A 24199-nucleotide genomic window follows, 5' to 3' on the forward strand; every position below is an offset into this window, starting at 1 on the left:
CAGATATTTGCGGAGAGAATCAATTAAGGGTAGGATAAGGAAGGGGGACTACCCTCCTTTATGATTGTGATGAAACGAATGTAAAATAGAAAAATTAACATTAACAAATTTATTCTGTATGCACATACATGAACGAAGTATGACGAAAATTGTAAAGGAACGTCAGAAAAATAAATTGTGGAAAGAAAAGGGATTTGATAAGCTGTTATCAAGCCCTTTTCCCACTTGTGAATCATTTACAAAAAAGGGTGGTATTATGAAGCGCCTCGTGTTAGCCTCTGGATCTCCGCGAAGAAAAGAACTTCTAGAGCAAATGAATCTCCATTTTGACATTATCGTTAGTGGTTTTGAAGAACATCTCTCTTTATCTGTTCCTCCTGCTGAACTTGTGAAACAGCTTGCCTATGGTAAAGCAAACGATGTATATGCTAACCAATCAGAGCGAGTTGTCATTGGAGCTGATACTGTTGTTACACTTGATCGCAATGTTCTTGGAAAGCCAGAGAGCAGAGAGCATGCGAGGCAGATGCTTAGAGCACTTTCTGGTCGGACTCACATTGTTTATTCAGGTGTTGCCATTCTTTCACATGACAAGAAAGTTGAATTTTATGAAGCAACTGAGGTTACATTCTGGGAGTTAACAGATGAAGAAATTGAGACTTATCTCAATACAGGAGAGTCTTTTGACAAAGCTGGAGGTTATGGCATACAGGGTTTCGGTGCCGCCTTTGTGAAACGTATTCATGGTGATTATTACAGTGTGGTAGGGCTTCCGATTGCTAGAACGCTAAGAGAACTTAAGGCGTTTGGCATAGTTCCGGAGATTCAGCATTAGTCAGGCATGGAGATGAATCCAGGGAGGAAGCGTGTTGCTGAAAACACCTTTAATGATTCGTGATTATCCTGAAGAAGAGCGTCCGAGAGAGCGTCTGATGAAGGACGGTCCTGAAACGTTATCCAATCAAGAATTATTGGCAATTATCCTCAGGACAGGAACGAAAAAGGAGTCTGTCCTTCAGCTTTCGTATCGCATTATCCAGAACTTTGAAGGACTCAAGCTTCTAAAAGATGCAAGTATTGAAGAGTTAACTTCCCTTAATGGCGTTGGAACTGCGAAAGCAGTACAGCTTATCGCAGCTATGGAGCTAGGGAGACGAGTTAGCCGCCTTCAATTAGAAGAGAGATATACGATTCGTTCACCTGAAGATGGTGCGAACTATGTGATGGAAGATATGCGTTTTCTCTCACAAGAACACTTTGTTTGCTTATACTTAAATACGAAGAATCAGGTGTTACATCGTCAGACCGTCTTTGTTGGTAGTTTGAATGCGTCGATTGTGCACCCGCGTGAAGTTTTTCGAGAAGCTTTTAGGCGCTCGGCTGCTTCATTGATTTGTTTTCACAACCATCCAAGTGGTGATCCTACACCGAGTAGAGAAGATATTGAAGTTACAAAACGTCTCGCGGAATGTGGGAAGATGCTTGGTATAGATATGCTTGATCACATTATCATCGGAGATCAAAAGTTTATTAGTTTAAAAGAAAAGGGTTACGTGTAAAAAGCACAACGGATAGCACGTTTTCCCACTACCGTTTTCAATACTGATGCAGTATAATCATATTTATGAGTTTTGGTTGAACTGAAGGGAGATTTAACATAAATGTTTGGTGGATTTTCAAGAGATATGGGAATAGATTTAGGTACAGCTAATACGTTGGCATATGTAAAAGGTAAAGGTGTCGTTGTAAGGGAGCCTTCTGTCGTTGCGCTTCGAACAGATACTGGTTCAATTGAGGCAGTTGGTAATGACGCAAAGAATATGATTGGTCGAACACCGGGAAATATTGTTGCGCTTCGTCCAATGAAAGATGGAGTCATTGCTGATTTCGAAACGACTGCGACAATGCTGAAGTATTTCATTCAACAAGCACAGAAAAACCGCTCCGTCTTTGCGCGAAAGCCAAATGTCATGGTTTGTGTCCCTTCTGGAATTACGGCTGTTGAGAAAAGAGCAGTAGAAGATGCTACGCGTCAGGCAGGCGCGCGTGAACCTTATACGATTGAGGAACCATTTGCAGCTGCAATTGGTGCTGATTTACCAGTTTGGGAGCCTACTGGTAGTATGGTTGTAGATATTGGTGGAGGTACGACAGAAGTTGCAATTATATCTCTAGGAGGTATTGTAACGAGCGAATCAATTCGTATTGCTGGTGATGAAATGGACGAGTCCATTATTCAATATGTGAAGAAAACGTATAACTTGATGATCGGTGAACGCACAGCTGAGCAACTTAAGCTTGAAATTGGTTCAGCAGGAACGACTGAAGGAATCGAAGCGATGGATATTCGTGGACGCGATCTTGTAACAGGTCTACCGAAGACTATTAGCGTGTCTGCTGATGAAGTATCTGGTGCTCTTCGTGACACAGTGAATAGTATTATTGAAGCTGTTAAAGTAACACTTGAGAAGACTCCTCCAGAACTAGCTGCAGATATTATGGACCGTGGAATTGTACTAACTGGCGGAGGCGCTTTACTACGAAACCTTGATCAGGTGATTAGTGATGAAACAAAAATGCCTGTTATTGTAGCTGAAAATCCGCTTGAGTGTGTTGCTATTGGCACAGGGCGTGCGCTAGAAAATATTCATCTGTTTAAATCTAGAGCTGGTATTACTTCCCGCTCAAAACAGAAGTAGTTAGAAGGTGTAAGGCATGCCACAATTTTTCTCAAATAAACGACTAGTTGTTCTACTTGTTAGTATAATTATTCTCGTTGCTCTCATTGGAACATCGATGAAAGAGCGTAATGCTCTTACGATGCCTGAGCAATTCTTTAAGGATTCAGTTGGCTGGATTCAGTCAATCTTTTATAAACCCGCTAATTCAGTAGCGGGTTTATTTGAGAGTATTGGTGATATGAAGGACATGTACGAGGAGAATGAGCTCCTTAAGTCCAGACTCAATGAATTTGTAGCTTTATCTGAAGAATTGAAAACTGTTAAGAAAGAAAATGAAGAATTAAAAGGCGAGCTTAACATTGAACCGTCTACAGGTTTGTCTGATTATCAGACGTTCCATGCAAATATGATTGCTCGTTCACCTGATCGATGGAACGATTTACTCACTATTGATAAAGGGAAGCAAGATGGGGTACAAGTTAATATGGCAGTTGCTACTCCAAGTGGTCTTATTGGGAAAGTGAAAAACGTTCAGCCATTTTCTTCTACTGTTCAGCTTGTAAGTGATGTTGACAGAACAAACCGAATTGCTGCAATGACACAGGAAGATAAGAATGTGTTTGGTACAATAGAAGGATATGATACTGAGAAAAAAGTTCTTTTATTCTCAAAGATACCTGTAGATATTAAGGTGGAAAAAGGTCAGACCGTCATAACGGCCGGAAATGGTGGGATTTTCCCTCGTGGGATCGTCATTGGTGAAATTGTAGATGTAGAAACAGATAATGTAGGTACAACACAGACGGCTCATGTTAAACCTGCAGCTGATTTGTATGACATTAATAACGTTATGGTGATTGAACGTGGAGCACAAAATGTAGTACCTGATAATGGAGAAGGTGAAGAGGAATGAAGCGCTTTCTTCTCATTGGTACTCTTTTCGTTCTTTTTTTAATCGAAGGAACTGTCTTTCAAGTGTTTGCACCTGAGCACTACGGATTCGATTTTCAGCTCATCCCACGTTTTGTCACGGTAATTGTTGTTATGATTGGCATGATCATGAGTCCTGCATATGGCGTTATTTATGGGATCGGATTTGGACTCTTACATGATTTGATTTATACAGACCTTGTCGGTGTGTATATGTTCGGAATCTCAGTTGCCGCCTACATAATTGGTTATTTATCAAAGGTTTTTCAACTAAATTGGTTTACGGTGCTTATACTTGGACTACTCGGCTTCTCGTTGGTTGAATTCTATGTATATGAACTTTTTTCATTAATTAACGTAACGGATCTATCATTTCATTCCTTTTTCTATGACCGTTATTTACCGTCGTTGATTCTTAATGGTGTTTTTCTACTTATCGTTTACTATCCTGTGAAGCAGTTATTGGAAGAATTATCTGAAAGCCGTAGACAAGAAAATCAGGCCAAAAGAAGGAATTTCCTTTAGCAGCGTTGAATTATTCTATGTTGAGGTGAATCAAATTGTCTATGGCACAAAAGCAAACACAGCAGTTTGTCACGATTAAAGGGACGAAAGATGGCTTGAATCTGATTTTAGACGATTCCTGCGCTTTTCGTGATGTTATAAATGAATTAGATGAAAAGCTTTCTGCCCGTCATATCCAGCAGACGGAAGGAAATGTGATCACCGTTACATTAAAACTGGGAAATCGGTATTTAACAAGTGATCAAGAAGAGACACTTCGAGCAATGATACAATCAAAGCAGAACCTTGAAGTGGATCGTATTGATTCAAATGTGATTTCACGTGAAGAAGCAGAAGAAGAGCGCAAACGAACAACAGTTACATCTGTAACAAGGACAGTTCGTTCAGGACAGGTTCTTGAAGTGGAAGGTGACCTTCTTTTAATTGGAGATGTGAATCCTGGTGGTACAGTAAAAGCAGCAGGTAATATCTTCATAATGGGATCACTTCGTGGAATTGCACATGCTGGCGCGAATGGGAATATGAACGCTGTCATTACAGCAGCTGTTATGAAACCCTCGCAGCTCAAGGTTGCTGAACTAATCAGCAGGCCTCCTGATCAAGCGGGTACCGCGATTCATGAAGCAGAATGTGCATTTGTCAGAGATGGTTATTCTGAAATTAGCGTAGATCGTATTCAAGTACTAACTAAAGTTAGACCGAATTTGACAAGGTTGTAGACAGAAAGGGGAATGTTGTGTGGGAGACGCTATCGTCATTACTTCCGGAAAAGGTGGTGTGGGTAAAACCACAACGACAGCAAACATCGGAACAGCTCTTGCACTATCGGGGAAGAAAGTATGTCTGGTGGATACGGATATTGGACTACGAAACCTCGATGTTGTCATGGGACTCGAGAATCGCATCATCTATGACCTCGTCGATGTAGCGGAGGAAAGATGCCGCCTTCATCAGGCTTTAATTAAAGATAAACGGTTTGAAGCTCTTTATATGCTTCCGGCAGCACAGACGAAAGATAAGTCTGCTGTGCAGCCAGAGCAGATGAAGAGAATCATTGATGAACTAAAGCAGGACTATGATTACGTATTAATTGATTGTCCTGCAGGTATTGAACAAGGATTTAAAAATGCGATTGCAGGGGCAGATAAATCAGTTGTGGTTACAACACCTGAAACGTCAGCCGTGCGTGATGCTGATCGCATCATTGGTCTTCTTGAGAAAGAAGAGAATATTGAAGCACCAAAGCTAGTCGTGAATCGGATACGAAATCATATGATGGAAAGCGGAGAAATGCTAGACGTCGATGAGATTGTTTCGATCCTTGCTATTGATTTGCTTGGTATTGTAGGAGATGACGATACCGTTATACGGGCATCAAATAAAGGAGAGCCAATTGCTCTTGACCCTAGCTCTAAAGCATCCATTGCTTACCGTAATATTGCGCGTAGAATTCTCGGTGAGTCAGTTCCTCTTCTTTCGCTTCAAGAAGAAAAAGGCATGTTTACGAAAATGAAAAAGTTTTTTGGGATGCGTTCATAATCTCGGCCATTAGGCCGGGATTTTTTATTTGGTTTTCTATATGATCGAACTCAATGCTCACCATAATCGCATACAGAAGACATAACTCTTCCGGACAAGTCATAAACTGAATACTACTTATAGGAAGGAAGGGTGAGCAATGGGGAACGATCTGGATGAGATTCGGAAAAGACTCAATTCTAGAAAAAAACAGCGCCAACCTGCACGCTCTGTAGTGCGCACTGATGGAGTGATTGATAAAGTTTCTTCTTCCTCTTTTCAAGGTGCAGAGGTGAAAGTACATCCGCTATTTAACAAACAAAGTTTTTTAATTCGGTCTATGATTGCTGCTTGTTTATTTCTAAGTGTTGGGATTCTTTTTAAAGTAGATAGTGAGCGGGCTGCCCCAGTTCAGGGGTACGTATCAGATTTAATGGTAGAAGATTTTCAATTTGCAACAGTAAAAGATTGGTATGAAGGGAAGTTTGGGAACCCAGTTGCACTCTTTCCGACTGCTCCAGAATTAGAAACTGCTGGGGAAAAGCCTGTCTATGCGCTACCTGCTAGTGGAAGGGTTCTAGAGAATTTTGAGACCACTGGGAAAGGAATTATGGTGGAAACCGTATTAAGTTCAGAGGTAGAAGCCATTAATACTGGGGTTGTCACATATGCGGGTAATAAAGAGGGTACTGGTCAAACGGTAGTCGTTCAGCATACCGATGGGAGCGAGTCGTGGTATGGAATGCTTGAGTCAATCGACGTAGCTCTTTACGATTTTGTGCAAACGAAGGACAAACTTGGAAGTGTGATGAACTCTGAGGATGGGGAAACAGGGACCTTCTATTTTGCTATCAAAAAGAACGAAGCCTTTATTGACCCTCTTCAAGTCGTACCAATTGAATAATGTTTCGTCTCATAACAATCCATCCATTGTTCTGGATGACAATAGGACTATCGGTTCTAACAGGAAGATTTAGAGAAATGCTGCTGCTGTTTGCCGTTGTACTGATTCATGAAGTAGGTCATGCAACAGCAGCTCGTTACTTCGGGTGGCGCGTTAATGAAATCATTCTGCTGCCATTTGGTGGTGTTGCAGTTGTTGATGAACACGGGAATCGTCCATTAAAGGAAGAGTTAATCGTTATTCTAGCAGGACCAGTCCAACATATCTGGATGATGGGGATCGGAACGCTTTTTCATTATATGGGGCTATGGCATGATATGTATGAACTTTTTATGCTTCATAACATGATGGTTCTTCTATTTAACTTACTACCAATCTGGCCACTGGATGGTGGAAAGTTGCTATTTCTCTTCTATACATCGATATATCCTTTCAAAGCTGCTCACCGAGCAATGCTTCGTTCTTCCTTGTTGTTTCTTCTGATTCTGGTCGTGTTGACAGTGAGCATCTTTCCCATTCATCTGAACTTATGGATGGTTATTCTGTTTTTGTGTGTTGCTCATTTCAAAGAGTGGAAACATCACCAATACATTTATCTCAGGTTTTTGCTTGAACGATATTCTAAGAAATATGATGGAGCGAATCAAGTTCTTACGGTTATGCCAGAGATGAAATTAAATGACATTCTAGCTACTTTTTCAAGAGGGAGACATTATCAGATTTTTATACAGAACTTGAATGTCAAAACGGACGAACAGGAATTACTAGAAGCGTACTTTAAGAAAAATCAAATTGGGTGTGCAGTTGGCTCGTTATTTCTGTAGAATAGAGAAAAACGGGCAAAAGGAGAACGTGTATGCAGTTAATTGTCCTTGAAAAGAAAGAGTGGCGAGCAGCCGCAATTGAAATAGATAACGAAATAACCGATATTTGGGTTGATCGAGTAGATCGTAATAAGCTAGAACCAGGTGATGTGATTCTTGGAAAAGTGTCTGACGTTTTGGACGAAAAAAGCGCTGCATTCATTTCTCTTGGAAAAGGAAAGCCGGGGTTACTTAATGGAAGTGAACTAGCTCTTGCTCAATATCAAAAGACAGCCGGAGGAGTGCGACCGGCTGTTTCTGATTGTCTTGAGGAAGGGCAGGCTATACTTGTTCAGGTGAAGCATCAGGGTGTTGATCGTAAAGGCCCAATTATAACAGAGTTAGTAACGTTCACTGGAGAGACGCTTGTTTATATGCCTTATGCAGGTTATTCAGCGGTTTCAAAGCAGCTTTCTTCAAGAAGAGAGGAGCTACTCGCTTTTGCCGAAAAGAATTGTATAGAACAGGAAGGTTTAATATTTAGAACAAGCGCAGGTTACGTAGATGAAGAGAAATTGTATTCCGAGCTTCTAGATCATCGAGAAGAATGGCAGCGTTTGTTGGAGAAAGCGTCTACGAAGCGAGCTCCACTTATGATTAAGAAAGCAAAAGGTTTAAGTGAGCAGATCAGTAAGCTCTTTCCACTTCAGCGTGTAACAAGTATTGTGTCAAATTCGACTTCTGCTATGGAAGAATTTCTGCCTTTTCTAAATAGGAATGTGCATGTAACAGTAGGTCCAGATGAAGTAAGTAAAGTAGAAGAGACAATAGCGAGTATGGAGAAAACGATTAAAATTGGGAAAGCTAACGTTCATATCGAAGAAACAAATGCTTTAACAGCTATTGATGTAGATACGGCCGGAGCAAAATACGTGACGAAGAACCAAACGCATTATGAAGTGAACGTCTTAGCTATTGAAGAAATCACAAGACAGCTAAGACTACGTAACATAGGTGGCTTAATTGTCGTAGACTTTCTTCGAGTGGACAAGCAAGATCAACGTAAGCTGCTTACGTTACTCAGAAACAAGGAAAAAGAAGATCCCCGTTTGAAAGTGGGGGGTTTTACTAATCTCGGTCTTTTTGAAATGCAAAGGAAAAAGGCTGGTCTACCGCTTAGCTCTCTTATAAGTAAACTGTAAAAAGAAGTAGTATATATTACATTGACACGAGAATTTTAGCTGTGGTATGATTTAGTGGTTAGTTCGTTTGGAAGCACCCAAAGAGCTACAACCGCTCAAGAACAGGTTTTTAAGCTAGTTTCTAGCACCTGCAATGGCGAGTCTTAGTATTAGAGGAGGTGCACGTAATGTACGCAATTATTGAAACTGGTGGTAAACAAATCAAGGTTACTGAAGGTCAAGAAATCTACATCGAGCTTCTAAATACTGAAGCTGGTGAAACGGTTACTTTTGACCGTGTGCTAATGGTAGGTGGAGATGACATTAAAGTTGGTTCTCCAATGCTAGATGGCGCTACTGTAACTGGTAAAGTTGACAAGCACGGCAAAGGTAAGAAAATCACGGTTTATAAATATAAGCCTAAGAAAAACTACCGTCGTAAGCAAGGACACCGTCAACCTTACACTAAAGTAGTTATCGACAAAATTAACGCTTAAGGATATCAACGATGATACGTTTCAACTTGAAGCGCGATTCTGACAATCGCATTATTTCCTTTTCCCTATCTGGACACGCTGAATCTGGCCCATACGGCTATGATTTAGTATGCGCAGGTGTTTCTGCCGTGTCGATTGGAACTGTGAACGCGATTGAATCCCTTTGCGATGTACATCTCATAGTTGACATGGAGGATGAAGGTGGCTATCTCAGCTGTACCGTTCCAGCTCGTCTGAATCAGCGTACAGATGAGAATATCCAACTTCTCCTTCAAGGAATGGAAGTTTCCATTTCATCTATTGCCGAGGAATACGGCAAGCATATCCAAATTACTCACACATAGGAGGTGGGACAATATGTTGAAAATGAATCTACAGTTTTTCGCATCGAAAAAGGGTGTAGGTAGTACAAAAAACGGCCGTGATTCAATCTCCAAGCGTCTTGGCGCGAAGAGCGCAGACGGCGAGTTCGTATCCGGCGGTTCAATTCTTTTCCGTCAACGCGGAACTAAGATCTACCCTGGAGCAAACGTTGGCCGCGGTGGAGACGACACTCTATATGCAAAAATCGATGGCGTCGTTAAATTCGAGCGTCTTGGACGTGACCGTAAACAAGTAAGTGTATATCCAGTTGCCAAAGAAGCATAAGCAGCTTAAGAAAAACTCTAACCGAACGGTTAGAGTTTTTTGATATAATGGTTTATATGGATTGGACAAATGACGATGCACAATTAATTCGCATAAGATTGTTTTCTTTTAGGGGAAGTAACATACAGAAATTATAGTTATTGTTATAATGAAGGAAATGGTTAAAGCATTGGGAGTGCAATTATGGCTAAAAAGTGGAATACCTTTGATGTTCTGCGCCATTCACGTCATGATTGGTTAAATCGTTTGCAGTTGATCAAAGGCAACCTTGCACTGGATCACGTAGACAGGGCAAAGGAAATTATCGAAGAAATTATTATCCAGTCGAGACAGGAAGCAAAATTATCGAATTTAAATGCTCCGAAACTTGCAGAATATATATTAACGTTTAACTGGTGTAACCATTTATTTCAGTTGGATTTTGAAGTGATCGGAGACGAGTATGATATTTCCGCTTATGAAGTTGATGTAGTTGAGTTACTAACTCAATGTACTAAAGTGCTTGATGCAATGGTAGAAATACCTGAAGATCACCACTTGCTATTGACGCTTCAGTTGTACCATGAAGAAATTCATCTTGTTCTAGATTTTCAAGGTGAAGTTTCCGATCAAAACAAGCTCAAGCTGGCGTTCGAAAATACTGATGTAAAAAGCGCTAAATTGATTGAATTAGAGCAGAATAATCAGGAGCTAGTTAGCACGTTTTTGATTAAATGAGGTGAAAGAATGTTTGTAGATCAGGTCAAAGTATTTGTAAAAGCAGGCGATGGCGGTAACGGTATGGTTGCATTCCGTCGTGAGAAGTATGTACCAGATGGTGGTCCAGCAGGTGGAGACGGAGGAAAGGGCGCAAGCGTCATTTTCGAAGTAGAAGAAGGTCTTCGTACGCTGATGGACTTTCGTTACAATCGTCATTTTAAAGCCAAAACGGGTGAGCATGGCCGCTCAAAGAATCAGCACGGGCGTAACTCAGAGGATATGGTTGTTAAGGTTCCGCCTGGTACAATTGTTTCCAATGCAGAAACCGGAGAAGTGATTGCTGATTTAACGGAGCATGGTCAAAGAGCTACAGTTGCACGCGGTGGTCGCGGTGGTCGAGGAAATTCTCGTTTTGCTTCACCATCAAACCCTGCTCCAGAGCTTTCGGAGAATGGAGAGCCTGGGGAAGAGAAAGATGTGACGCTCGAACTTAAAGTTCTTGCTGACGTAGGCCTAGTTGGATTCCCTAGTGTAGGTAAATCAACGCTTCTTTCTGTTGTATCTGCAGCTAAGCCAAAAATCGCTGCCTACCACTTTACAACGATTGCACCAAATCTAGGTGTGGTTGATACGAAAGATGGTCGTAGCTTCGTGATGGCGGATCTTCCAGGACTAATTGAAGGCGCACATGAGGGTGTGGGACTTGGACATCAGTTCCTTCGCCATATCGAGCGTACGCGTGTAATCGTACACGTGATTGATATGTCCGGCATGGAAGGTCGCGATCCTTACGAGGATTATCTGAAAATCAATGATGAGTTAAAGCAGTATAAGATGCGTCTAATGGAGCGTCCACAAATTATTGTGGCAAATAAAATGGACCTTCCAGATTCTGCAGAAAATCTTGAAATCTTTAAAGAGAAACTTGAAGAAGATTACCCAATTTATCCTATTTCTGCTGTAACACGTCAAGGTGTACAGGAAGTCTTGTTTGAAATTGCGGACAAGCTTGAAACAACGCCTGAATTCCCTCTTGATGAAGATAAAGAAGAAGAAACGCGCGTGATGTATCGTCATGAAAAAGGTGCACCAGAATTCTTTGTAACGCGTGATAGTGATGGGACATTCGTTGTCAATGGGCCTCGAATTGAAAAGCTATTTAAGATGACAGACTTTAACCGAGAAGACAACGTCAAAAGATTCGCGCAACAAATGCGTAGCTTAGGAATTGATGATGCGCTAAGAGAGCGTGGAGCTGAAGATGGAGACGCGGTTCGGATTCTGGAATTCGAATTTGAGTTCGTAGACTGATGAACGGAGAAGACTGTCCTTAAGAGAGGGCGGTCTTTTTTGTCATTACATACAATGTGAAGCGAAATCCATCTGATATTAAGTGGCCAGTAGCTGGCTATGATTGAGGTGAGGGGAAGAATGAGCAAAGAAGACAAGAATTTCTATCTCGTTCGTGAAGATGTATTATCGGACTCAATGTTGAAGACGCTTGAGGCTAAGCTGCTTCTTGAAAGCGGATCGGTTGAGTCAGTCAGAGAAGCGATTGATCAGGTTGGGGTCAGTCGAAGTGCTTTTTACAAATACCGTGATACTATTTTGCCTTTCCATACTATGATAATTGAACAGATTGTCACGCTTTCAGTTCATCTAGAAGATCGTTCTGGAGCACTTTCGCGGGTACTTAGCACGGTGGCTTCGCTCGGTTGCAATTTACTGACAATTAACCAGACGATTCCCCTCCAGGGCTATGCGACGGTTATTTTAACAATGGAAATTGGCGAATCAAACCTTAAACTAAGCAGTTTACTGGAGAGAATAAAAGAAATTGAAGCAGTAAGCAATGCTGAAATTATCGGATCTGGAGCATAGGGGGAGAAGATGGATACTCACAAAAAAATAGGATTTCTAGGACCTGAAGGAACATTCACAGAAATTGCTACAAAAACACTTTTTCAAGAGGAAGAACGAACCCCATTTGCGACGATACGCGCTTGCCTGGAAGCTGTAGAAAATGGGGAAGTTGATTATGGTGTTGTTCCACTAGAGAACACCATTGAAGGATCTGTTAACATGACGCTTGATCTTCTCTCACAACAGGTGTCGCTGCCAATTGTTGGAGAGCTTGTTTTACCAATTCGACAGCACTTATTAATCCATCCTGACCAGAGTGATTGGAAACGCGTGAAGCGTGTTCTGTCACATCCTCATGCCATTGCACAATGTCACATATTTCTTCAGAAGGAACTACCAGAAGCTGAACTTAGCAACGCAGCATCAACAAGTGCAGCTGCTGAATATGTTCAGAATGAAGGGAATTTAGAGCAAGCTGCTATAGGAAATGAACTTGCAGCTGAGAAATACGGATTAACGATTGCGAAATCCAACATCCATGACACAGAAGACAACGATACGCGCTTTCTCGTTCTGCATAGAACCCCAAAGGCTCTTCCGCGTACACCGTTATTTAGAGAAGACCGTGTTACATATAAAATTATACTTCCATCAGACTATCCAGGAGCTCTGCATCAAGTACTAGCCGCATTTGCTTGGCGTAACCTTAACTTAACGAAGATTGAGTCAAGGCCGATGAAGACTGGACTAGGTAATTATTTCTTTATCATTGACGTTGAGCGGCCGAACCGTGATATTCTTCTGAAAGGCGTTATGGAAGAAATACAAGCCCTTGGAATTGGGATCTCTGTGCTTGGCGAGTATCCTTGTTTTGTTGTTAATGGACAAAATTAGCAGGTACATAAGAAAGAACGACGGGATATCCCGTCGTTCTTTTTTCTAATCTTGATTTAGAAGAAATCCTTGATCCTTTAATGCACGACAAACGGCTTCAATCTGTGATTGGGAGCTTGCTTCAATGGTATGAAGATGTACACCTGAAGTGAGTTCGGAGAGAAGTGATGCATTCGTTACTGAGAGCTTTGAAAGAAATTGATCAGCTTCAAGACGATTACTTACGAAAAGGGATGCGGTAAGGTCTCCGTAAAGAGGATGCTCGACTGTAACGTCTTTAACCGTACCTCCGTTATCAACAATTGTATATAGTTCATTTTTTGTGTCTTCTGGTGAGTGCTGACAGGCGATTACCCGTTCTAATCGTAGTTCTTTTCTCTCTGCATTAAATAGGATATACCCTTGTGAGGTAGCAATAATCGGTTCATTTCGTGCTTTTAATAATGAAATATCCTGTACGATAATCTGTCGGCTTACGTTTGTTCGCTTAGATAAATCACTACCAGTTAATGGTTTATCGCTCTCTTTTAACCATTGTAATATAAGTAGTCTCCTGTTTTCTCCAAGTATTTTTGCTCCATCTTGTCCCATTCTAGACGACCCCTTTCCTTTGCCACAATGTGTATCCCTATTATATCTTTATTGCGGAACAGCGTGTAAGGATTTCTTGAAAAACGTCTATCGTTTTTTTAAGATCCTTTTCAGTCGTTTCTCTTCCGAAACTAATTCTGACCAGCTCACGTGCTTCGTCCTCTGTACGTCCCATAGAAAGGAGCGTCTTCGACGGTTTTTGTTGTCCTACTGAGCAAGCAGAGCCAGTAGATACCGCTATACCTTTTCGATTGAATTCGAGCATTGCATATTGCCCTTCTAGTCCTTTAATACGAATGCCAACAATATGTGGTAATCCCGTTTGCTTCTGGCCTTCGATTACAATATTCGGATGAACGATTCCGTTCAGGAGGTAGGTTCGTAAGTTCTGTAGCCTTTTTTGCTCAGATTCCAAGCGTTCGAATGTTTCTTCTACCGCAGCAGTGAACGAGCAAATGCCAGGAAGATTGATGGTACCAGGTCTAAATCCTTTCTCGTGGATCGTTCCAGGAATTACAGGATCCCACGAAATTGAAGGATTGATATAACACGCACCAACTCCCTTTGGACCATGAAGTTTGTGAGAGGAGATCGAAAGTGCGGAGATGTTCATTTTTTGCACATCAATTGGTATTTTCCCATACGTTTGAACAGCATCAGTATGAAACAGGATGTTGCGTCTATAAAGTTCTCTCCCAATCTCTTCGAGCGGCTGTGTTGATCCGATTTCACTGTTTCCACTTGCAACCGATACGAGAATGGTATCCTCGCATATCGCTTCTAACAAACGCTCAGTCTCTATTCTACCTTCGTGGTTATATGTGAGGTAGCTAACTCGATATCCTTCTTTTTCTAGTTTTGCAAAAGTATTTAGAACTGATGAGTGTTCACCTTCTACAGTAATGAGATGTCCTTTTGGATAGCGTTTGATGAGGCTTGTTAATGCGAGTATATTTGCCTCAGTTCCCCCGGAGGTGAAATACACACCAGATGGATCTCCGTTTACATGTGTTGCAATAGTAGTTCGTGCTATTTCAAGTAGCTGAGCGGCAGTTGTACCAGCATCATGTAAACTCTGGGTGTTAGCGAAGTATTCTCTCGCTGTTTTTGTATAAGTCATCATTGCCCGATCTGACATGGGGGTAGAAGCTGCATAATCTAAATAGATCATTTTAATCTCCTTCTATTTTCGGTCTTGTTATTTATTTAAATATATGTAAATATAGGTGTCAAGACACATGTTAAGTTAATGGCTAGTTTGTTTCAATATGGAGAAGTGAGAGAAGGGGTTTCATGGACACTGAAGTACTTGTGATTGGTAGTGGTTTAGCAGGATTGATGGCCGCAGATCTTCTTTCAGCGGAAAAGAATGTGACGATTATCACAAAGTCTGCACTTGGTAAAAGCAATTCGCGCTTAGCGCAAGGAGGAATCGCAGCCGTCACGACAAGCGATGATCGTTGGACGCATCATTTCTTCGATACCATTCGCGCAGGCGGTTTTCACAATAATGAGGAACTAACAGAACTACTCGTAAGAAAGGGACCGCAACAAATACAGCAGCTAATCGAAATGGGTGTTCGATTCGATAGAAATGCGAATGGTCAGTATGAAAGGTGTATGGAAGGAGCGCATAGCGTACCGCGAATTCTTCATTCAGGTGGTGACGCGACTGGTAAGGAATTAGTTAACACCTTAATTAGTCGTGTGAAAGATCGTTGCACAATTCTAGAGAATCATCTAGCTGCTGATTTACTTATCAAAGAAAATGAATGTTATGGCGCCCTTGTTATGAATGAAACAGGAGAAACGTTTACTGTATCAGCAGCTTATACAATCTTAGCAACTGGTGGAGCGGGTCAGCTTTATTCTGTGACGTCTAATGATTCTTCTGTTACAGGTGATGGGATTGCGATGGCATACCGTGCGGGGGCTATCTTGTCGGATCTTGAGTTTATGCAATTTCATCCAACAATGTTTGCAGGCGCAGGATCAAACTCTTTTCTCATTTCCGAAGCAGTAAGAGGAGAAGGGGGCATGCTTCTAACGCGTGATGGAGAAAGACTAATGGAAGGAATTCACGATCAGCTAGAACTTGCTCCTCGTGATGTTGTGGCAAGGGAAATCGCTAAGGAAGAATCGGTTGTATATCTCGACATCTCAATGATCAAGCGATTCCATAAGCGGTTTCCGACAATCGCTAAACGATGCTATCAGTACGGGGTAGATCTTGATAGTGGAAGGATTCCAGTAAAAGCAGGTGCGCATTTTCTAATGGGAGGCGTTGTGACGGATCGGTATGGAAGAACATCTATTCCTGGATTGTTTGCTCTTGGTGAAGTTGCAAACACAGGTGTACATGGTGCAAACAGACTTGCAAGTAACTCGCTTTTAGAAGGAGTTGTGTTTGCGAATGAATCCGCTCGGTGGATTATGCAATCTGATCGAAAGTGGATACCGTACTTTACAGAAAACAAGAGAATGAAAGTGTCAGAATACAGGCTTTCAATCGATCGTTTACGAGAAGTCATGGATCGTCACGTTGGCATTAGTCGATCAAATGAGGGTCTTACAACAGGTATCAGTCAGCTTGAATGGAGAGGGAAGTTCATTGAAGCGGATACGAAAGAAGACGTTGTTCACTTTAACATGTTGCAAACGGCGTGGCTTATGTCGACTTCAGCAATAATGCGTACAGAAAGTAGAGGGGGTCATTTTCGAGAAGATTACCCTTATCAAAAACAGCGTTTTAAGCAAAAAAGGATAATCAGGAGGATTTCACAGGATGATTGGATTGAAACTGAAGAACGATCTCGAGCAATTTTTCATTGAAGATATTGGGAGTGCTGATTTGTCTAGTGAGTTATTATTTCATGCAGAACAATACGGAGAGGCTGTCTTCGTTGTGAAGGAAGATGGTGTTTTCTGTGGCAAGGAAATTATCGAAGCAGGTTTCAGTCTAATCGACAATGATCTAATCGTAGATGTTTCTATAGAAGATGGAGAATTTGTTCAAACAGAAGATGTTTTGGCAACCGTTAAAGGGCGCGTTCGAGCTATTCTGACTGGCGAACGAGTTATCCTAAATATGATTCAGCGAATGAGTGGCATCTCTACAATGACGGCAAAAGCTGTTGGAATTCTAAACAGCTCTCATACTAGAATTTGTGATACAAGGAAAACAACGCCGGGTCTTCGTATGTATGAGAAGTATGCAGTACGGTGCGGTGGTGGATTTAATCATCGGATCACTCTTGATGGGGGCGTCATGTTAAAAGACAATCATATTGCTCAATTTGGAAGTATTGAACGAGCGGTTCGACACGTCAGAAAAAGGCTAGGTCATATGACAAAAGTAGAAGTGGAAACCAGTTCAGAGACGGATGTTTTGGATGCTGTAAAAGCTGACGTTGATATTATTATGTTTGATAATTGCACGCCATTGGAAGCAGCTGGATATTGTAAATTAGTACCTAATCGAATAATTACTGAAGCATCAGGTGGCATTACACTTCAGAATTTGGCATCTTATGCGGACGTTGGTGTGGATTACATATCGCTTGGTTGCATAACCCATTCTGTGAAAAGTCTTGATATAAGTGTACGGATGAAGGGAGTAGAAGAATGAGTATTCTAGATGCGCTTACAATGACAAATGGCCTGCCTAGTCACTATAAGGAGTTAAAAGAAGAGGAAATGGTGAAACGAATACAGGCAATTAAGAAAGAAATGGGAGACAGGTTGTATCTACCTGCTCATCACTACCAAAAAGACGAGGTCGTTCAATTTGCTGATGACACCGGCGATTCTCTGCAGCTTGCGCAATTAGCTGCCCTTAACAAAGAAGCTGAAGCAATTGTGTTTTGCGGAGTGCATTTCATGGCAGAAACGGCTGATATTTTGACCGAAGATAATCAAATCGTTATTCTACCAGATATGCGAGCCGGCTGTTCAATGGCGGATATGGCTACCATTTATCAAACAGAGCGTGCCTGGGATCAGCTCATTGCTTTATTTGGGGATACTATTCTTCCGCTTACTTACGTAAATTCAACAGCTGCTATCAAGGCATTTGTAGGGAAGTACGGTGGTGCGACGGTCACTTCTTCTAATGCGACGGCAATGGTAGAGTGGGCATTCACAAATAAAGAGCGCATTCTCTTTTTACCAGATCAACACCTTGGTAGAAATACGGCGTACGAACTTGGCGTTCCACTAGAAGCGATGGCGATTTGGGATCCCATTACGGACACCCTTGAATACGATGGAAAATATGAAGACGTGAAAGTGATATTATGGAAAGGACATTGTTCTGTTCACGAAAAGTTCACTTTGCAAAATATAGCTGATGTACGAGATAAGTACAGCGAGATGAATGTTATTGTTCATCCTGAATGTAGTTTTGAGGTAGTAGAAGCGTCTGACTATTCAGGTTCAACAAAAATGATTATTGAAACAATCGAACAAGCGAAGAGCGGATCGAAATGGGCGATAGGAACAGAAATGAATTTAGTTAATCGTATTATACAGCAGCATCCTGATAAAACCATCGTATCGTTAAACCCTAATATGTGTCCATGTCTTACGATGAATCGAATTGATCTACCACATTTATTATGGGCGTTAGAAGAGGTTTATGAGGGAAGACAAACTAATCGTATAAAAGTGGACTCTGAAATAAGTCAGTATGCAACAAGAGCATTGGAACGAATGCTACAAAGAGTCTAAATGAAGAATCAGACAGCTTGTCTGATTCTTTTTTTGTGTTTAATAGCAAGGAAGGCATACATAGGGATTGAATTCCTCGCATATTAATGTGATGATATTTGCCTTTAAAAAAGGTAGCAATCTGCCCAGTCACGCATACACTGTACTGAATTTCATTGTACTGATATTGTACAGGAGGGAGTTTTTTAGCTTGAAAATACATGTCGTTCAAAAAGGCGATACTTTATGGAAAATCGCTAAAAAATATGGTGTGGATTTTGAACAACTGAAAGCTGTTAATACGCAGCTCAAGAATCCGGATATGATTATGCCAGGGATGAAAGTGAAGATTCCATCGGGCGGAGTGCCTGTTAAAAAGAAAGAAATGCAAATCAAAGAAATGAAGAAAGAAATGCCAAAGAAAAAAGAAGCACCTATGATGAAACCGAAAGAAAAGCCATCAATTAATATGCCTATTAATAATGAATTAAATATGGGTTTAAACATGAACATGAATATGAGTCCTACAGAAGAAAAACCTAAAAAGGTTAAACCAAAAGCAGTGGAAAAGAAAACAAAGCCTGTTGAAAAGAAAGCTGAAGCAAAAAAACCTGCACAAAAGAAACCTGTAGAAAAAGCAAAAGGGAAGGCTGAGAACTTATTCTATCCAATGAAAGATGAAGAAGTACTAAGCGAATTTGAATCCTCTTCTATGGAAATGCCACCTCCACCAGCAATGCCAAATCAAGGTTACCCAGGAACTGTTGGTGGCGTTCAAGGATATGCGGACAAAGGTAATAACGGCTATCCTGGTTATCCAAATTCAGTAGGGGGAGCTCATATGGGTTACCCTAATAATCAAAACGTAGCAGGTGCTTATGATGGCTATGGAAACAAAGGGTATCCTGGCTATCCAGGGTCTGTAGCTGGAACACAAGATTATGGGAATGGTTATCCAAATCAAAACGTAGCAGGTGCTTACCAGGATTATGGAAACAAGGGCAATAATGGTTATCCTAACTCTGTAGCCGGAGCAGCGATGAACAATTATGGTCACAAAGGGCAAGACAACTCAGATGTAGCAGGAGCAAGTTCTGGTAATCAGGGCTACGGTGGGATGCCTGGTTATCCAGGGTCTGTAGCAGGAGCACAAGATTATGGAAACGGTTATCCAAATCAGAATGTAGCAGGGGCTCATCAAGGATATGGTAACAATGGTTACCCAGGATCTGTAGCAGGAGCACAAGGATATGGAAACAGCTATCCTAATCAAAATGTAGCAGGCGCCTATCAAGGATATGGAGACAAAGGAAACAACGGTTATCCTGGTTCCGTAGCCGGAGCAGAGATGAATCAGTATGGTCATAAAGGGGAAGAAAGCCCGGATGTAGCAGGAGCGAGTTATGGTAATGGCTATCCAAATCAAAATGTAGCCGGTGCTTATCAAGGTTATGGGAACAAAGAAAACAATGGTTATCCTGGCTCTGTAGCAGGAGCAGAGATGAATCAGTATGGTCAAAAAGATGAAAGCTCGAGTGTAGCGGGAGCAAGTTATGATAACAAAGGATATGGTGGAATGCCTGGCTCCGTAGCTGGAGCACAAGATTATGGAAATGGTTATCCAAACCAGAACGTAGCAGGAGCTTATGAAGGATATGGAAATAAAGGTAACAACGGATATCCGGGATCAGTTGCAGGAGCTTCTGGCGGCTATCCTCAGCAAATGAATATGGGTTATCCAGGAAATGTAGCGGGAGCCTCAATGAATGGTTATGGTAATCCTGGTTATCCCAGTGATGTAGCAGGAGCATCAATGCATAACCATGGTAACCCAGGCTATCCAGGAAATGTAGCAGGAATGCAATCACCGTATGCTCATAAAGGAAATGAGGAATATCCGGAAGCAATAATGGGTGCATATGCAAACAGTCCCAACCAAAATGTAGGCGGTATGATGATGCCATACCCAAATCAACCAATGGTATCACCGTATCACCAGCAAGATTGCGGGTGTGGTGGAAACCAGGTATCACCGTATCAGCAAATGCCTCACTACGCTAACCCGGGTTATGTACAGGGAGCCAATAAAGCACCAATGATGGATTACATGGGTATGGAAAGCAGTTATGCAGAATCACGTTAGAACAGAAAAGGACGGAATCCTGAAGGGGATCCGTCCTTTTTTCCATCAAATAAAATGCATCAAACCTTTCGTTTTTGAGGGAACCTATTCTAATGGGTTTAAAGTCATTATTAAAGGCGCTCTTAATCGAGAAGTTCTCATCAAGCAGATCGAACTTTCGATGTGTTGTCCATCTTCATTCGTTACTTTTATCCCATTTGTTGATGGTGACTGGGTGAAGGAAAGTAACGCTGTTTACTGGGCTTGTATGGAATTTATGCCAGGAAGAAGTCTCTTTTATTCAGTTAAGGAAGAGCGTCAGCTGGCGCTTGAAAAGGTTGCTCAATTCCATGAGGAAACAACAGGTCACCAATTCCGAAACATACCTACTATGTCACTTAAACAAAAATGGACGAACCGTTTACTACGTTTTACAAGCTCTTTGCAACCAGAGCTGTTTTCAGCAGAACAAAACTCCCTTTTAAAGAGATATACGAAGATTGGTGAAGATGTTCTTCGGCAAATGAACGTCGATGACCTAGAAAAGGAAGCTTTTCAAAACGGTGACATCGTTCATGGTGATCCTGCACATCATAATTTTATCTTTCATCACCATAGCCTTTTGTTAATTGATGGAGATTTAGCAGTACATGCACCAAAGGAATACGATTATTTACAGATGTTAAACAGGATGCTTCCTTATTGTAGCTGGTCGCTTGATGAATGGGTAAACAATCAAATTCCCGCTTTAAATTATTGCTTTACGAATCCATCCCTTCGTCGCTTACTTGCTTATCCGGCTGACTTTTACCGTGAATGGTTAATGGAACCTAGTGGAAGAAGCCAGTTGTTGACCAAAACGATGGAACAAGACGCCGATCGAACCGCGTTTATGAAATTAGTTCTTCAATAGGTACCAGCCTTGCCTAGATATAACAGATTAAAATAGACGACCTCCTGACATTCTAATGATGAAAGGAGGTTTTTAAATATGAGAAAATCAATTCTTACGCTTTCAACGATGATGATTGCAGGTGGGCTTATCGGTTGTACCGCTGATGATGAAGCAATGGATACACGTTACAACGATTCCAGTCGTCCAATTGGCTATTACACGAGCGAAGATAATAATGGTGACTACCGTGAAGGCGCAGTTACCGATATGATTGACCGTGACTATGCGAATGGTGTAAAAGCTCCAGATAAGGAGCAAATGGATCGACGAAACGGAATGAATGGTCCTGGATATATGAGAACAGATGATAACTATTCAGGGTATGATAATGAGCTCTCAAATCGTCTTTCTGACCGTATTGAGAAGTTGAAGAACGTTGAAGATGCTCGCGTAATTGTCTACGGTGACCAAATTATGATTGCTGTTGATACGAATGATCGAAACGATGCAGACGTTAAAGACAGCGTTCGTAGTGAAGTTGCAAAGGTGACGAAGCAGAAGAACATTTCCATTTCTACTGATGAAGATGTTTTCGGACGTATGGGCGATGTGAATAATCGTCTCGAAGATGGAAATGGTTTTGAAGAAGTTCAATCTGATGTTAATGGGATTCTAAATGACATCGGTAATGCAGCGAAGCGCCCGTTTGAAAACAACAAATAACCTCATACAAAAAGAGCAGGCAAATGCCTGCTCTTTTACATATGCGTGTCTCTTTTCTGCCATTCATCTCCTATGCTATAGTTGGAAAATAAGCGAAGTGGAAAGGAGACATTTGAGATGGCAGGACATTCAAAGTGGAAAAATATACAGCGTAGGAAAAATGCACAAGATGCGAAGCGCGGCAAAGTATTTATGAAATTAGCGAAAGAAATATTTGTAGCTGCGAGAAGTGGAGGAGGCGACCCGGAAACAAATCCTTCCCTAAGATTAGCAGTGGACAAAGCGAAATCGGCCAATATGCCGAATGAGAATATTGACCGTGCCATTAAAAAGGCCACCGGTGACCTTGATGGCGTTCAATATGAGAACGTTACTTATGAAGGTTATGGTCCAGGTGGTGCAGCGATTATGGTAAATCTACTAACAGATAACAAAAATCGTGCAGCAGCAGATGTGCGTCATGCGTTTAGTAAAAATAATGGCAACATGGGTGAAAATGGCTGTGTGTCATTTCTTTTTAGTCGAAGAGGATCACTCGTCATTGATCGTTCAGAAATAAACCTCAACGAAGATGAACTCATGCTTCAGGTTATTGAAGCGGGAGCGGAAGAGATGGAAACACATGAAGAATCATTTGAAATTTATACAGATCCACAGGAATTCCAAAATGTGAAAAACCTATTGGAGGAAAGTGATATTCATTTTGTTTCAGCTGAAGTTACGATGCTACCTGAAACGTATACACACTTAGAAGAGCAAGATGGAGAGAATATGCTCAAGCTTCTAGATATGCTCGAAGATAATGACGACGTTCAAGATGTTTACCACAACGCAGATATTGATGATGACGTATATAACCAGATGTAATTTGTTATCGGTATGCATAATTGTTTTTCATATGGGGACGCTAACGAAATCAACTTCTTTATAATGGAAGAAAGGTGACTAAAGCGAATGAAAAACCTTTATCCGATTATTTGGTTAGTGCTTCTCATGACCATCGGCGGGGCTTCAGTGTTAGCTAATGAAGCAAATGGTATTCGTACAGAAAACAGTAAAGTCTCTATACAGCATGAAGTGAACGGACCACTTGAGGTTGAGGTCATTCTTAGGACGAACTATGCGGATGGCGTTTCAACGAAGCAGACTGTGAATGAAACAATATGGGCCATGGAAGATTTCTGGAGTGAATATGCGAACTGGCAACTTGTCGACCAAGAAGAGGGACGAATGATTTTTGAGCGAAACATTGAAGATATATCTCCTGCCAGTAAAGAAAGTGGCCACTTCGGACTAACAGAAGATGGGATCCTTTCTATTTTTGATGGTAGCCCATCAGATGAAAAAGTGATTCAAACGTTTTTTCAAATCGATGTTGGCAAACTCGAAAGCTCAAGACGTGAACAATTGATGGATGGAATTCCAGTTGAGTCATGGTATCACTTTGAAAGCATGCTACAAACATTTTATAAGGTGAAAAAAGCGAAACCTGTCCAATGAGGACAGGTTTTTGTGTGTCAGGGTCTGCATAGAGGATCGCTTTACCATTCAAAACGAACACAAAGAACGTGTACGTTTTGAATGCTTCCAGTACCTTTCGGGTCTTAACGGTCGTTTCCGCTTTTCTGATCTAGCTACAGCGACCAGGTCCTCGAACGCTTCACCTTACGACCTGAACACAAAGGACGTGTTCATTTCGTAAGGCTCCAGCGTTTTTCGGACCTAACCGGTCGCTTCCGCTTTATTGATCCAGCTGCAGCGACCAGGTCCTCGAACGCTTCACCTTACGACCTGAACACAAAGGACGTGTTCATTTCGTAAGGCTCCAGCGTTTTTCGGACCTAACCGGTCGCTTCCGCTTTATTGATCCAGCTGCAGCGACCAGGTCCTCGAACGCTTCACCTTACGACCTGAACACAAAGGACGTGTTCATTTCGTAAGGCTCCAGCGTTTTTCGGACCTAACCGGTCGCTTCCGCTTTATTGATCCAGCTGCAGCGACCAGGTCCTCGAACGCTT

General features: G+C 41.6%; 27 protein-coding genes and 1 other annotated feature. Of the genes, 25 read left to right on the forward strand and 2 right to left on the reverse strand.

Going from position 1 to position 24199, the window contains the following annotated elements; all coding sequences use genetic code 11:
- The first annotated feature begins 256 nt into the window (after positions 1 to 256).
- The 17 genes from AB986_RS16830 to pheA all read left to right on the forward strand — a co-directional run bounded on the left by AB986_RS16830 (position 257) and on the right by pheA (position 13143).
- Complete coding sequence (locus tag AB986_RS16830) at positions 257 to 835, forward strand: Maf family protein (protein WP_048312954.1); 579 nt, start codon at positions 257 to 259, stop codon at positions 833 to 835.
- A 52-nt stretch (positions 836 to 887) separates the two neighbouring features.
- On the forward strand, positions 888 to 1559 hold the full coding sequence (gene radC, locus AB986_RS16835; protein ID WP_048312955.1) for a RadC family protein: 672 nt from the start codon (positions 888 to 890) through the stop codon (positions 1557 to 1559).
- A 102-nt stretch (positions 1560 to 1661) separates the two neighbouring features.
- Entirely contained in the window at positions 1662 to 2699 is a 1038-nt protein-coding gene (locus AB986_RS16840; RefSeq protein ID WP_048312584.1) for a rod shape-determining protein, read from the forward strand.
- 16 nt (positions 2700 to 2715) lie between these two features.
- Positions 2716 to 3594, forward strand: coding sequence for a rod shape-determining protein MreC (gene mreC / locus AB986_RS16845; protein ID WP_048312587.1), 879 nt, complete (start codon positions 2716 to 2718; stop codon positions 3592 to 3594).
- Positions 3591 to 4136: a rod shape-determining protein MreD gene (mreD, locus tag AB986_RS16850; RefSeq protein WP_048312591.1), complete on the forward strand. Its 546-nt coding sequence runs from the start codon at positions 3591 to 3593 to the stop codon at positions 4134 to 4136. Before mreC ends, mreD begins: the two co-directional genes overlap by 4 nt.
- 41 nt (positions 4137 to 4177) lie before the next feature.
- Complete coding sequence (gene minC, locus AB986_RS16855; protein ID WP_048312593.1) at positions 4178 to 4855, forward strand: septum site-determining protein MinC; 678 nt, start codon at positions 4178 to 4180, stop codon at positions 4853 to 4855.
- A 19-nt stretch (positions 4856 to 4874) separates the two neighbouring features.
- Positions 4875 to 5675, forward strand: a complete 801-nt coding sequence (gene minD, locus AB986_RS16860) for a septum site-determining protein MinD (RefSeq protein WP_048312596.1) — start codon at positions 4875 to 4877, stop codon at positions 5673 to 5675.
- A gap of 139 nt (positions 5676 to 5814) precedes the next feature.
- The gene (locus AB986_RS16865) at positions 5815 to 6558 is read left to right on the forward strand and encodes a M23 family metallopeptidase (protein WP_048312599.1); all 744 of its coding nucleotides are present in this window, start codon (positions 5815 to 5817) and stop codon (positions 6556 to 6558) included.
- The gene (locus AB986_RS16870; RefSeq protein ID WP_048312601.1) at positions 6558 to 7382 is read left to right on the forward strand and encodes a M50 family metallopeptidase; all 825 of its coding nucleotides are present in this window, start codon (positions 6558 to 6560) and stop codon (positions 7380 to 7382) included. The genes AB986_RS16865 and AB986_RS16870 overlap by 1 nt, the downstream gene beginning before the upstream one ends.
- Before the next feature lie 32 nt (positions 7383 to 7414).
- On the forward strand, positions 7415 to 8563 hold the full coding sequence (locus tag AB986_RS16875; protein ID WP_048312603.1) for a ribonuclease E/G: 1149 nt from the start codon (positions 7415 to 7417) through the stop codon (positions 8561 to 8563).
- A 79-nt stretch (positions 8564 to 8642) separates the two neighbouring features.
- Positions 8643 to 8717: a sequence feature (ribosomal protein L21 leader region), on the forward strand.
- A 13-nt stretch (positions 8718 to 8730) separates the two neighbouring features.
- Entirely contained in the window at positions 8731 to 9039 is a 309-nt protein-coding gene (gene rplU, locus AB986_RS16880) for a 50S ribosomal protein L21 (RefSeq protein ID WP_048312605.1), read from the forward strand.
- Between the two features lie 11 nt (positions 9040 to 9050).
- Complete coding sequence (locus tag AB986_RS16885; protein WP_048312608.1) at positions 9051 to 9383, forward strand: ribosomal-processing cysteine protease Prp; 333 nt, start codon at positions 9051 to 9053, stop codon at positions 9381 to 9383.
- Positions 9384 to 9396: 13 nt separating this feature from the next.
- The gene (rpmA, locus tag AB986_RS16890; RefSeq protein ID WP_048312611.1) at positions 9397 to 9687 is read left to right on the forward strand and encodes a 50S ribosomal protein L27; all 291 of its coding nucleotides are present in this window, start codon (positions 9397 to 9399) and stop codon (positions 9685 to 9687) included.
- A 183-nt stretch (positions 9688 to 9870) separates the two neighbouring features.
- Positions 9871 to 10404: a Spo0B C-terminal domain-containing protein gene (locus AB986_RS16895; RefSeq protein ID WP_048312613.1), complete on the forward strand. Its 534-nt coding sequence runs from the start codon at positions 9871 to 9873 to the stop codon at positions 10402 to 10404.
- 9 nt (positions 10405 to 10413) lie between these two features.
- The gene (gene obgE / locus AB986_RS16900) at positions 10414 to 11697 is read left to right on the forward strand and encodes a GTPase ObgE (RefSeq protein ID WP_048312616.1); all 1284 of its coding nucleotides are present in this window, start codon (positions 10414 to 10416) and stop codon (positions 11695 to 11697) included.
- Positions 11698 to 11817: 120 nt separating this feature from the next.
- A complete protein-coding gene (locus AB986_RS16905) occupies positions 11818 to 12267 on the forward strand; it encodes an ACT domain-containing protein (protein WP_048312618.1) in 450 nt (149 codons plus the stop codon).
- A gap of 9 nt (positions 12268 to 12276) precedes the next feature.
- Positions 12277 to 13143, forward strand: coding sequence for a prephenate dehydratase (gene pheA / locus AB986_RS16910; protein ID WP_048312621.1), 867 nt, complete (start codon positions 12277 to 12279; stop codon positions 13141 to 13143).
- 45 nt (positions 13144 to 13188) lie between these two features.
- Here pheA and AB986_RS16915 read toward each other — a convergent pair whose 3' ends face one another.
- A complete protein-coding gene (locus AB986_RS16915) occupies positions 13189 to 13734 on the reverse strand; it encodes a transcription repressor NadR (RefSeq protein ID WP_048312623.1) in 546 nt (181 codons plus the stop codon).
- A gap of 40 nt (positions 13735 to 13774) precedes the next feature.
- Positions 13775 to 14905: an IscS subfamily cysteine desulfurase gene (locus AB986_RS16920; protein ID WP_048312625.1), complete on the reverse strand. Its 1131-nt coding sequence runs from the start codon at positions 14903 to 14905 to the stop codon at positions 13775 to 13777.
- A gap of 122 nt (positions 14906 to 15027) precedes the next feature.
- Here AB986_RS16920 and nadB point away from each other — a divergent pair, with 122 nt between their 5' ends.
- The 8 genes from nadB (at position 15028) to AB986_RS16960 (ending at position 23681) form a co-directional block, all read left to right on the forward strand.
- Positions 15028 to 16566, forward strand: a complete 1539-nt coding sequence (nadB, locus tag AB986_RS16925; RefSeq protein WP_048312627.1) for an L-aspartate oxidase — start codon at positions 15028 to 15030, stop codon at positions 16564 to 16566.
- Positions 16520 to 17362: a carboxylating nicotinate-nucleotide diphosphorylase gene (gene nadC, locus AB986_RS16930; protein ID WP_048312628.1), complete on the forward strand. Its 843-nt coding sequence runs from the start codon at positions 16520 to 16522 to the stop codon at positions 17360 to 17362. The genes nadB and nadC overlap by 47 nt, the downstream gene beginning before the upstream one ends.
- Positions 17359 to 18462, forward strand: a complete 1104-nt coding sequence (gene nadA / locus AB986_RS16935) for a quinolinate synthase NadA (RefSeq protein ID WP_048312630.1) — start codon at positions 17359 to 17361, stop codon at positions 18460 to 18462. Before nadC ends, nadA begins: the two co-directional genes overlap by 4 nt.
- Before the next feature lie 190 nt (positions 18463 to 18652).
- Positions 18653 to 20584 carry a SafA/ExsA family spore coat assembly protein gene (gene safA, locus AB986_RS16940; protein ID WP_048312633.1) on the forward strand — a complete coding sequence of 644 codons (1932 nt, stop codon included), beginning with the start codon at positions 18653 to 18655 and terminating at the stop codon, positions 20582 to 20584.
- Positions 20568 to 21476, forward strand: coding sequence for a phosphotransferase (locus tag AB986_RS16945; RefSeq protein WP_048312635.1), 909 nt, complete (start codon positions 20568 to 20570; stop codon positions 21474 to 21476). Before safA ends, AB986_RS16945 begins: the two co-directional genes overlap by 17 nt.
- A 78-nt stretch (positions 21477 to 21554) precedes the next feature.
- Entirely contained in the window at positions 21555 to 22181 is a 627-nt protein-coding gene (locus tag AB986_RS16950; RefSeq protein WP_048312637.1) for a YhcN/YlaJ family sporulation lipoprotein, read from the forward strand.
- Between the two features lie 117 nt (positions 22182 to 22298).
- Positions 22299 to 23048 carry a YebC/PmpR family DNA-binding transcriptional regulator gene (locus tag AB986_RS16955; protein WP_048312639.1) on the forward strand — a complete coding sequence of 250 codons (750 nt, stop codon included), beginning with the start codon at positions 22299 to 22301 and terminating at the stop codon, positions 23046 to 23048.
- A gap of 87 nt (positions 23049 to 23135) precedes the next feature.
- Positions 23136 to 23681: a BofC C-terminal domain-containing protein gene (locus AB986_RS16960; protein ID WP_048312641.1), complete on the forward strand. Its 546-nt coding sequence runs from the start codon at positions 23136 to 23138 to the stop codon at positions 23679 to 23681.
- The last annotated feature ends 518 nt before the right edge of the window (positions 23682 to 24199 follow it).

Origin of the sequence: Guptibacillus hwajinpoensis (assembly GCF_001039475.1) — a bacterium.
Lineage (GTDB): Bacteria > Bacillota > Bacilli > Bacillales > Guptibacillaceae > Guptibacillus > Guptibacillus hwajinpoensis.

Bases quoted from the DNA above. Each gene is read 5' to 3' on its own strand.
- AB986_RS16830 (WP_048312954.1), top strand. From the start codon at position 257: ATGAAGCGCCTCGTGTTAGCCTCTGGATCTCCGCGAAGAAAAGAACTT.
- radC (WP_048312955.1), top strand. From the start codon at position 888: ATGATTCGTGATTATCCTGAAGAAGAGCGTCCGAGAGAGCGTCTGATG.
- AB986_RS16840 (WP_048312584.1), top strand. From the start codon at position 1,662: ATGTTTGGTGGATTTTCAAGAGATATGGGAATAGATTTAGGTACAGCT.
- mreC (WP_048312587.1), top strand. From the start codon at position 2,716: ATGCCACAATTTTTCTCAAATAAACGACTAGTTGTTCTACTTGTTAGT.
- mreD (WP_048312591.1), top strand. From the start codon at position 3,591: ATGAAGCGCTTTCTTCTCATTGGTACTCTTTTCGTTCTTTTTTTAATC.
- minC (WP_048312593.1), top strand. From the start codon at position 4,178: ATGGCACAAAAGCAAACACAGCAGTTTGTCACGATTAAAGGGACGAAA.
- AB986_RS16865 (WP_048312599.1), top strand. From the start codon at position 5,815: ATGGGGAACGATCTGGATGAGATTCGGAAAAGACTCAATTCTAGAAAA.
- AB986_RS16870 (WP_048312601.1), top strand. From the start codon at position 6,558: ATGTTTCGTCTCATAACAATCCATCCATTGTTCTGGATGACAATAGGA.
- AB986_RS16875 (WP_048312603.1), top strand. From the start codon at position 7,415: ATGCAGTTAATTGTCCTTGAAAAGAAAGAGTGGCGAGCAGCCGCAATT.
- rplU (WP_048312605.1), top strand. From the start codon at position 8,731: ATGTACGCAATTATTGAAACTGGTGGTAAACAAATCAAGGTTACTGAA.
- AB986_RS16885 (WP_048312608.1), top strand. From the start codon at position 9,051: ATGATACGTTTCAACTTGAAGCGCGATTCTGACAATCGCATTATTTCC.
- rpmA (WP_048312611.1), top strand. From the start codon at position 9,397: ATGTTGAAAATGAATCTACAGTTTTTCGCATCGAAAAAGGGTGTAGGT.
- AB986_RS16895 (WP_048312613.1), top strand. From the start codon at position 9,871: ATGGCTAAAAAGTGGAATACCTTTGATGTTCTGCGCCATTCACGTCAT.
- obgE (WP_048312616.1), top strand. From the start codon at position 10,414: ATGTTTGTAGATCAGGTCAAAGTATTTGTAAAAGCAGGCGATGGCGGT.
- AB986_RS16905 (WP_048312618.1), top strand. From the start codon at position 11,818: ATGAGCAAAGAAGACAAGAATTTCTATCTCGTTCGTGAAGATGTATTA.
- pheA (WP_048312621.1), top strand. From the start codon at position 12,277: ATGGATACTCACAAAAAAATAGGATTTCTAGGACCTGAAGGAACATTC.
- AB986_RS16915 (WP_048312623.1), bottom strand. From the start codon at position 13,734: ATGGGACAAGATGGAGCAAAAATACTTGGAGAAAACAGGAGACTACTT.
- AB986_RS16920 (WP_048312625.1), bottom strand. From the start codon at position 14,905: ATGATCTATTTAGATTATGCAGCTTCTACCCCCATGTCAGATCGGGCA.
- nadB (WP_048312627.1), top strand. From the start codon at position 15,028: ATGGACACTGAAGTACTTGTGATTGGTAGTGGTTTAGCAGGATTGATG.
- nadC (WP_048312628.1), top strand. From the start codon at position 16,520: ATGATTGGATTGAAACTGAAGAACGATCTCGAGCAATTTTTCATTGAA.
- nadA (WP_048312630.1), top strand. From the start codon at position 17,359: ATGAGTATTCTAGATGCGCTTACAATGACAAATGGCCTGCCTAGTCAC.
- AB986_RS16945 (WP_048312635.1), top strand. From the start codon at position 20,568: ATGCAGAATCACGTTAGAACAGAAAAGGACGGAATCCTGAAGGGGATC.
- AB986_RS16950 (WP_048312637.1), top strand. From the start codon at position 21,555: ATGAGAAAATCAATTCTTACGCTTTCAACGATGATGATTGCAGGTGGG.
- AB986_RS16955 (WP_048312639.1), top strand. From the start codon at position 22,299: ATGGCAGGACATTCAAAGTGGAAAAATATACAGCGTAGGAAAAATGCA.
- AB986_RS16960 (WP_048312641.1), top strand. From the start codon at position 23,136: ATGAAAAACCTTTATCCGATTATTTGGTTAGTGCTTCTCATGACCATC.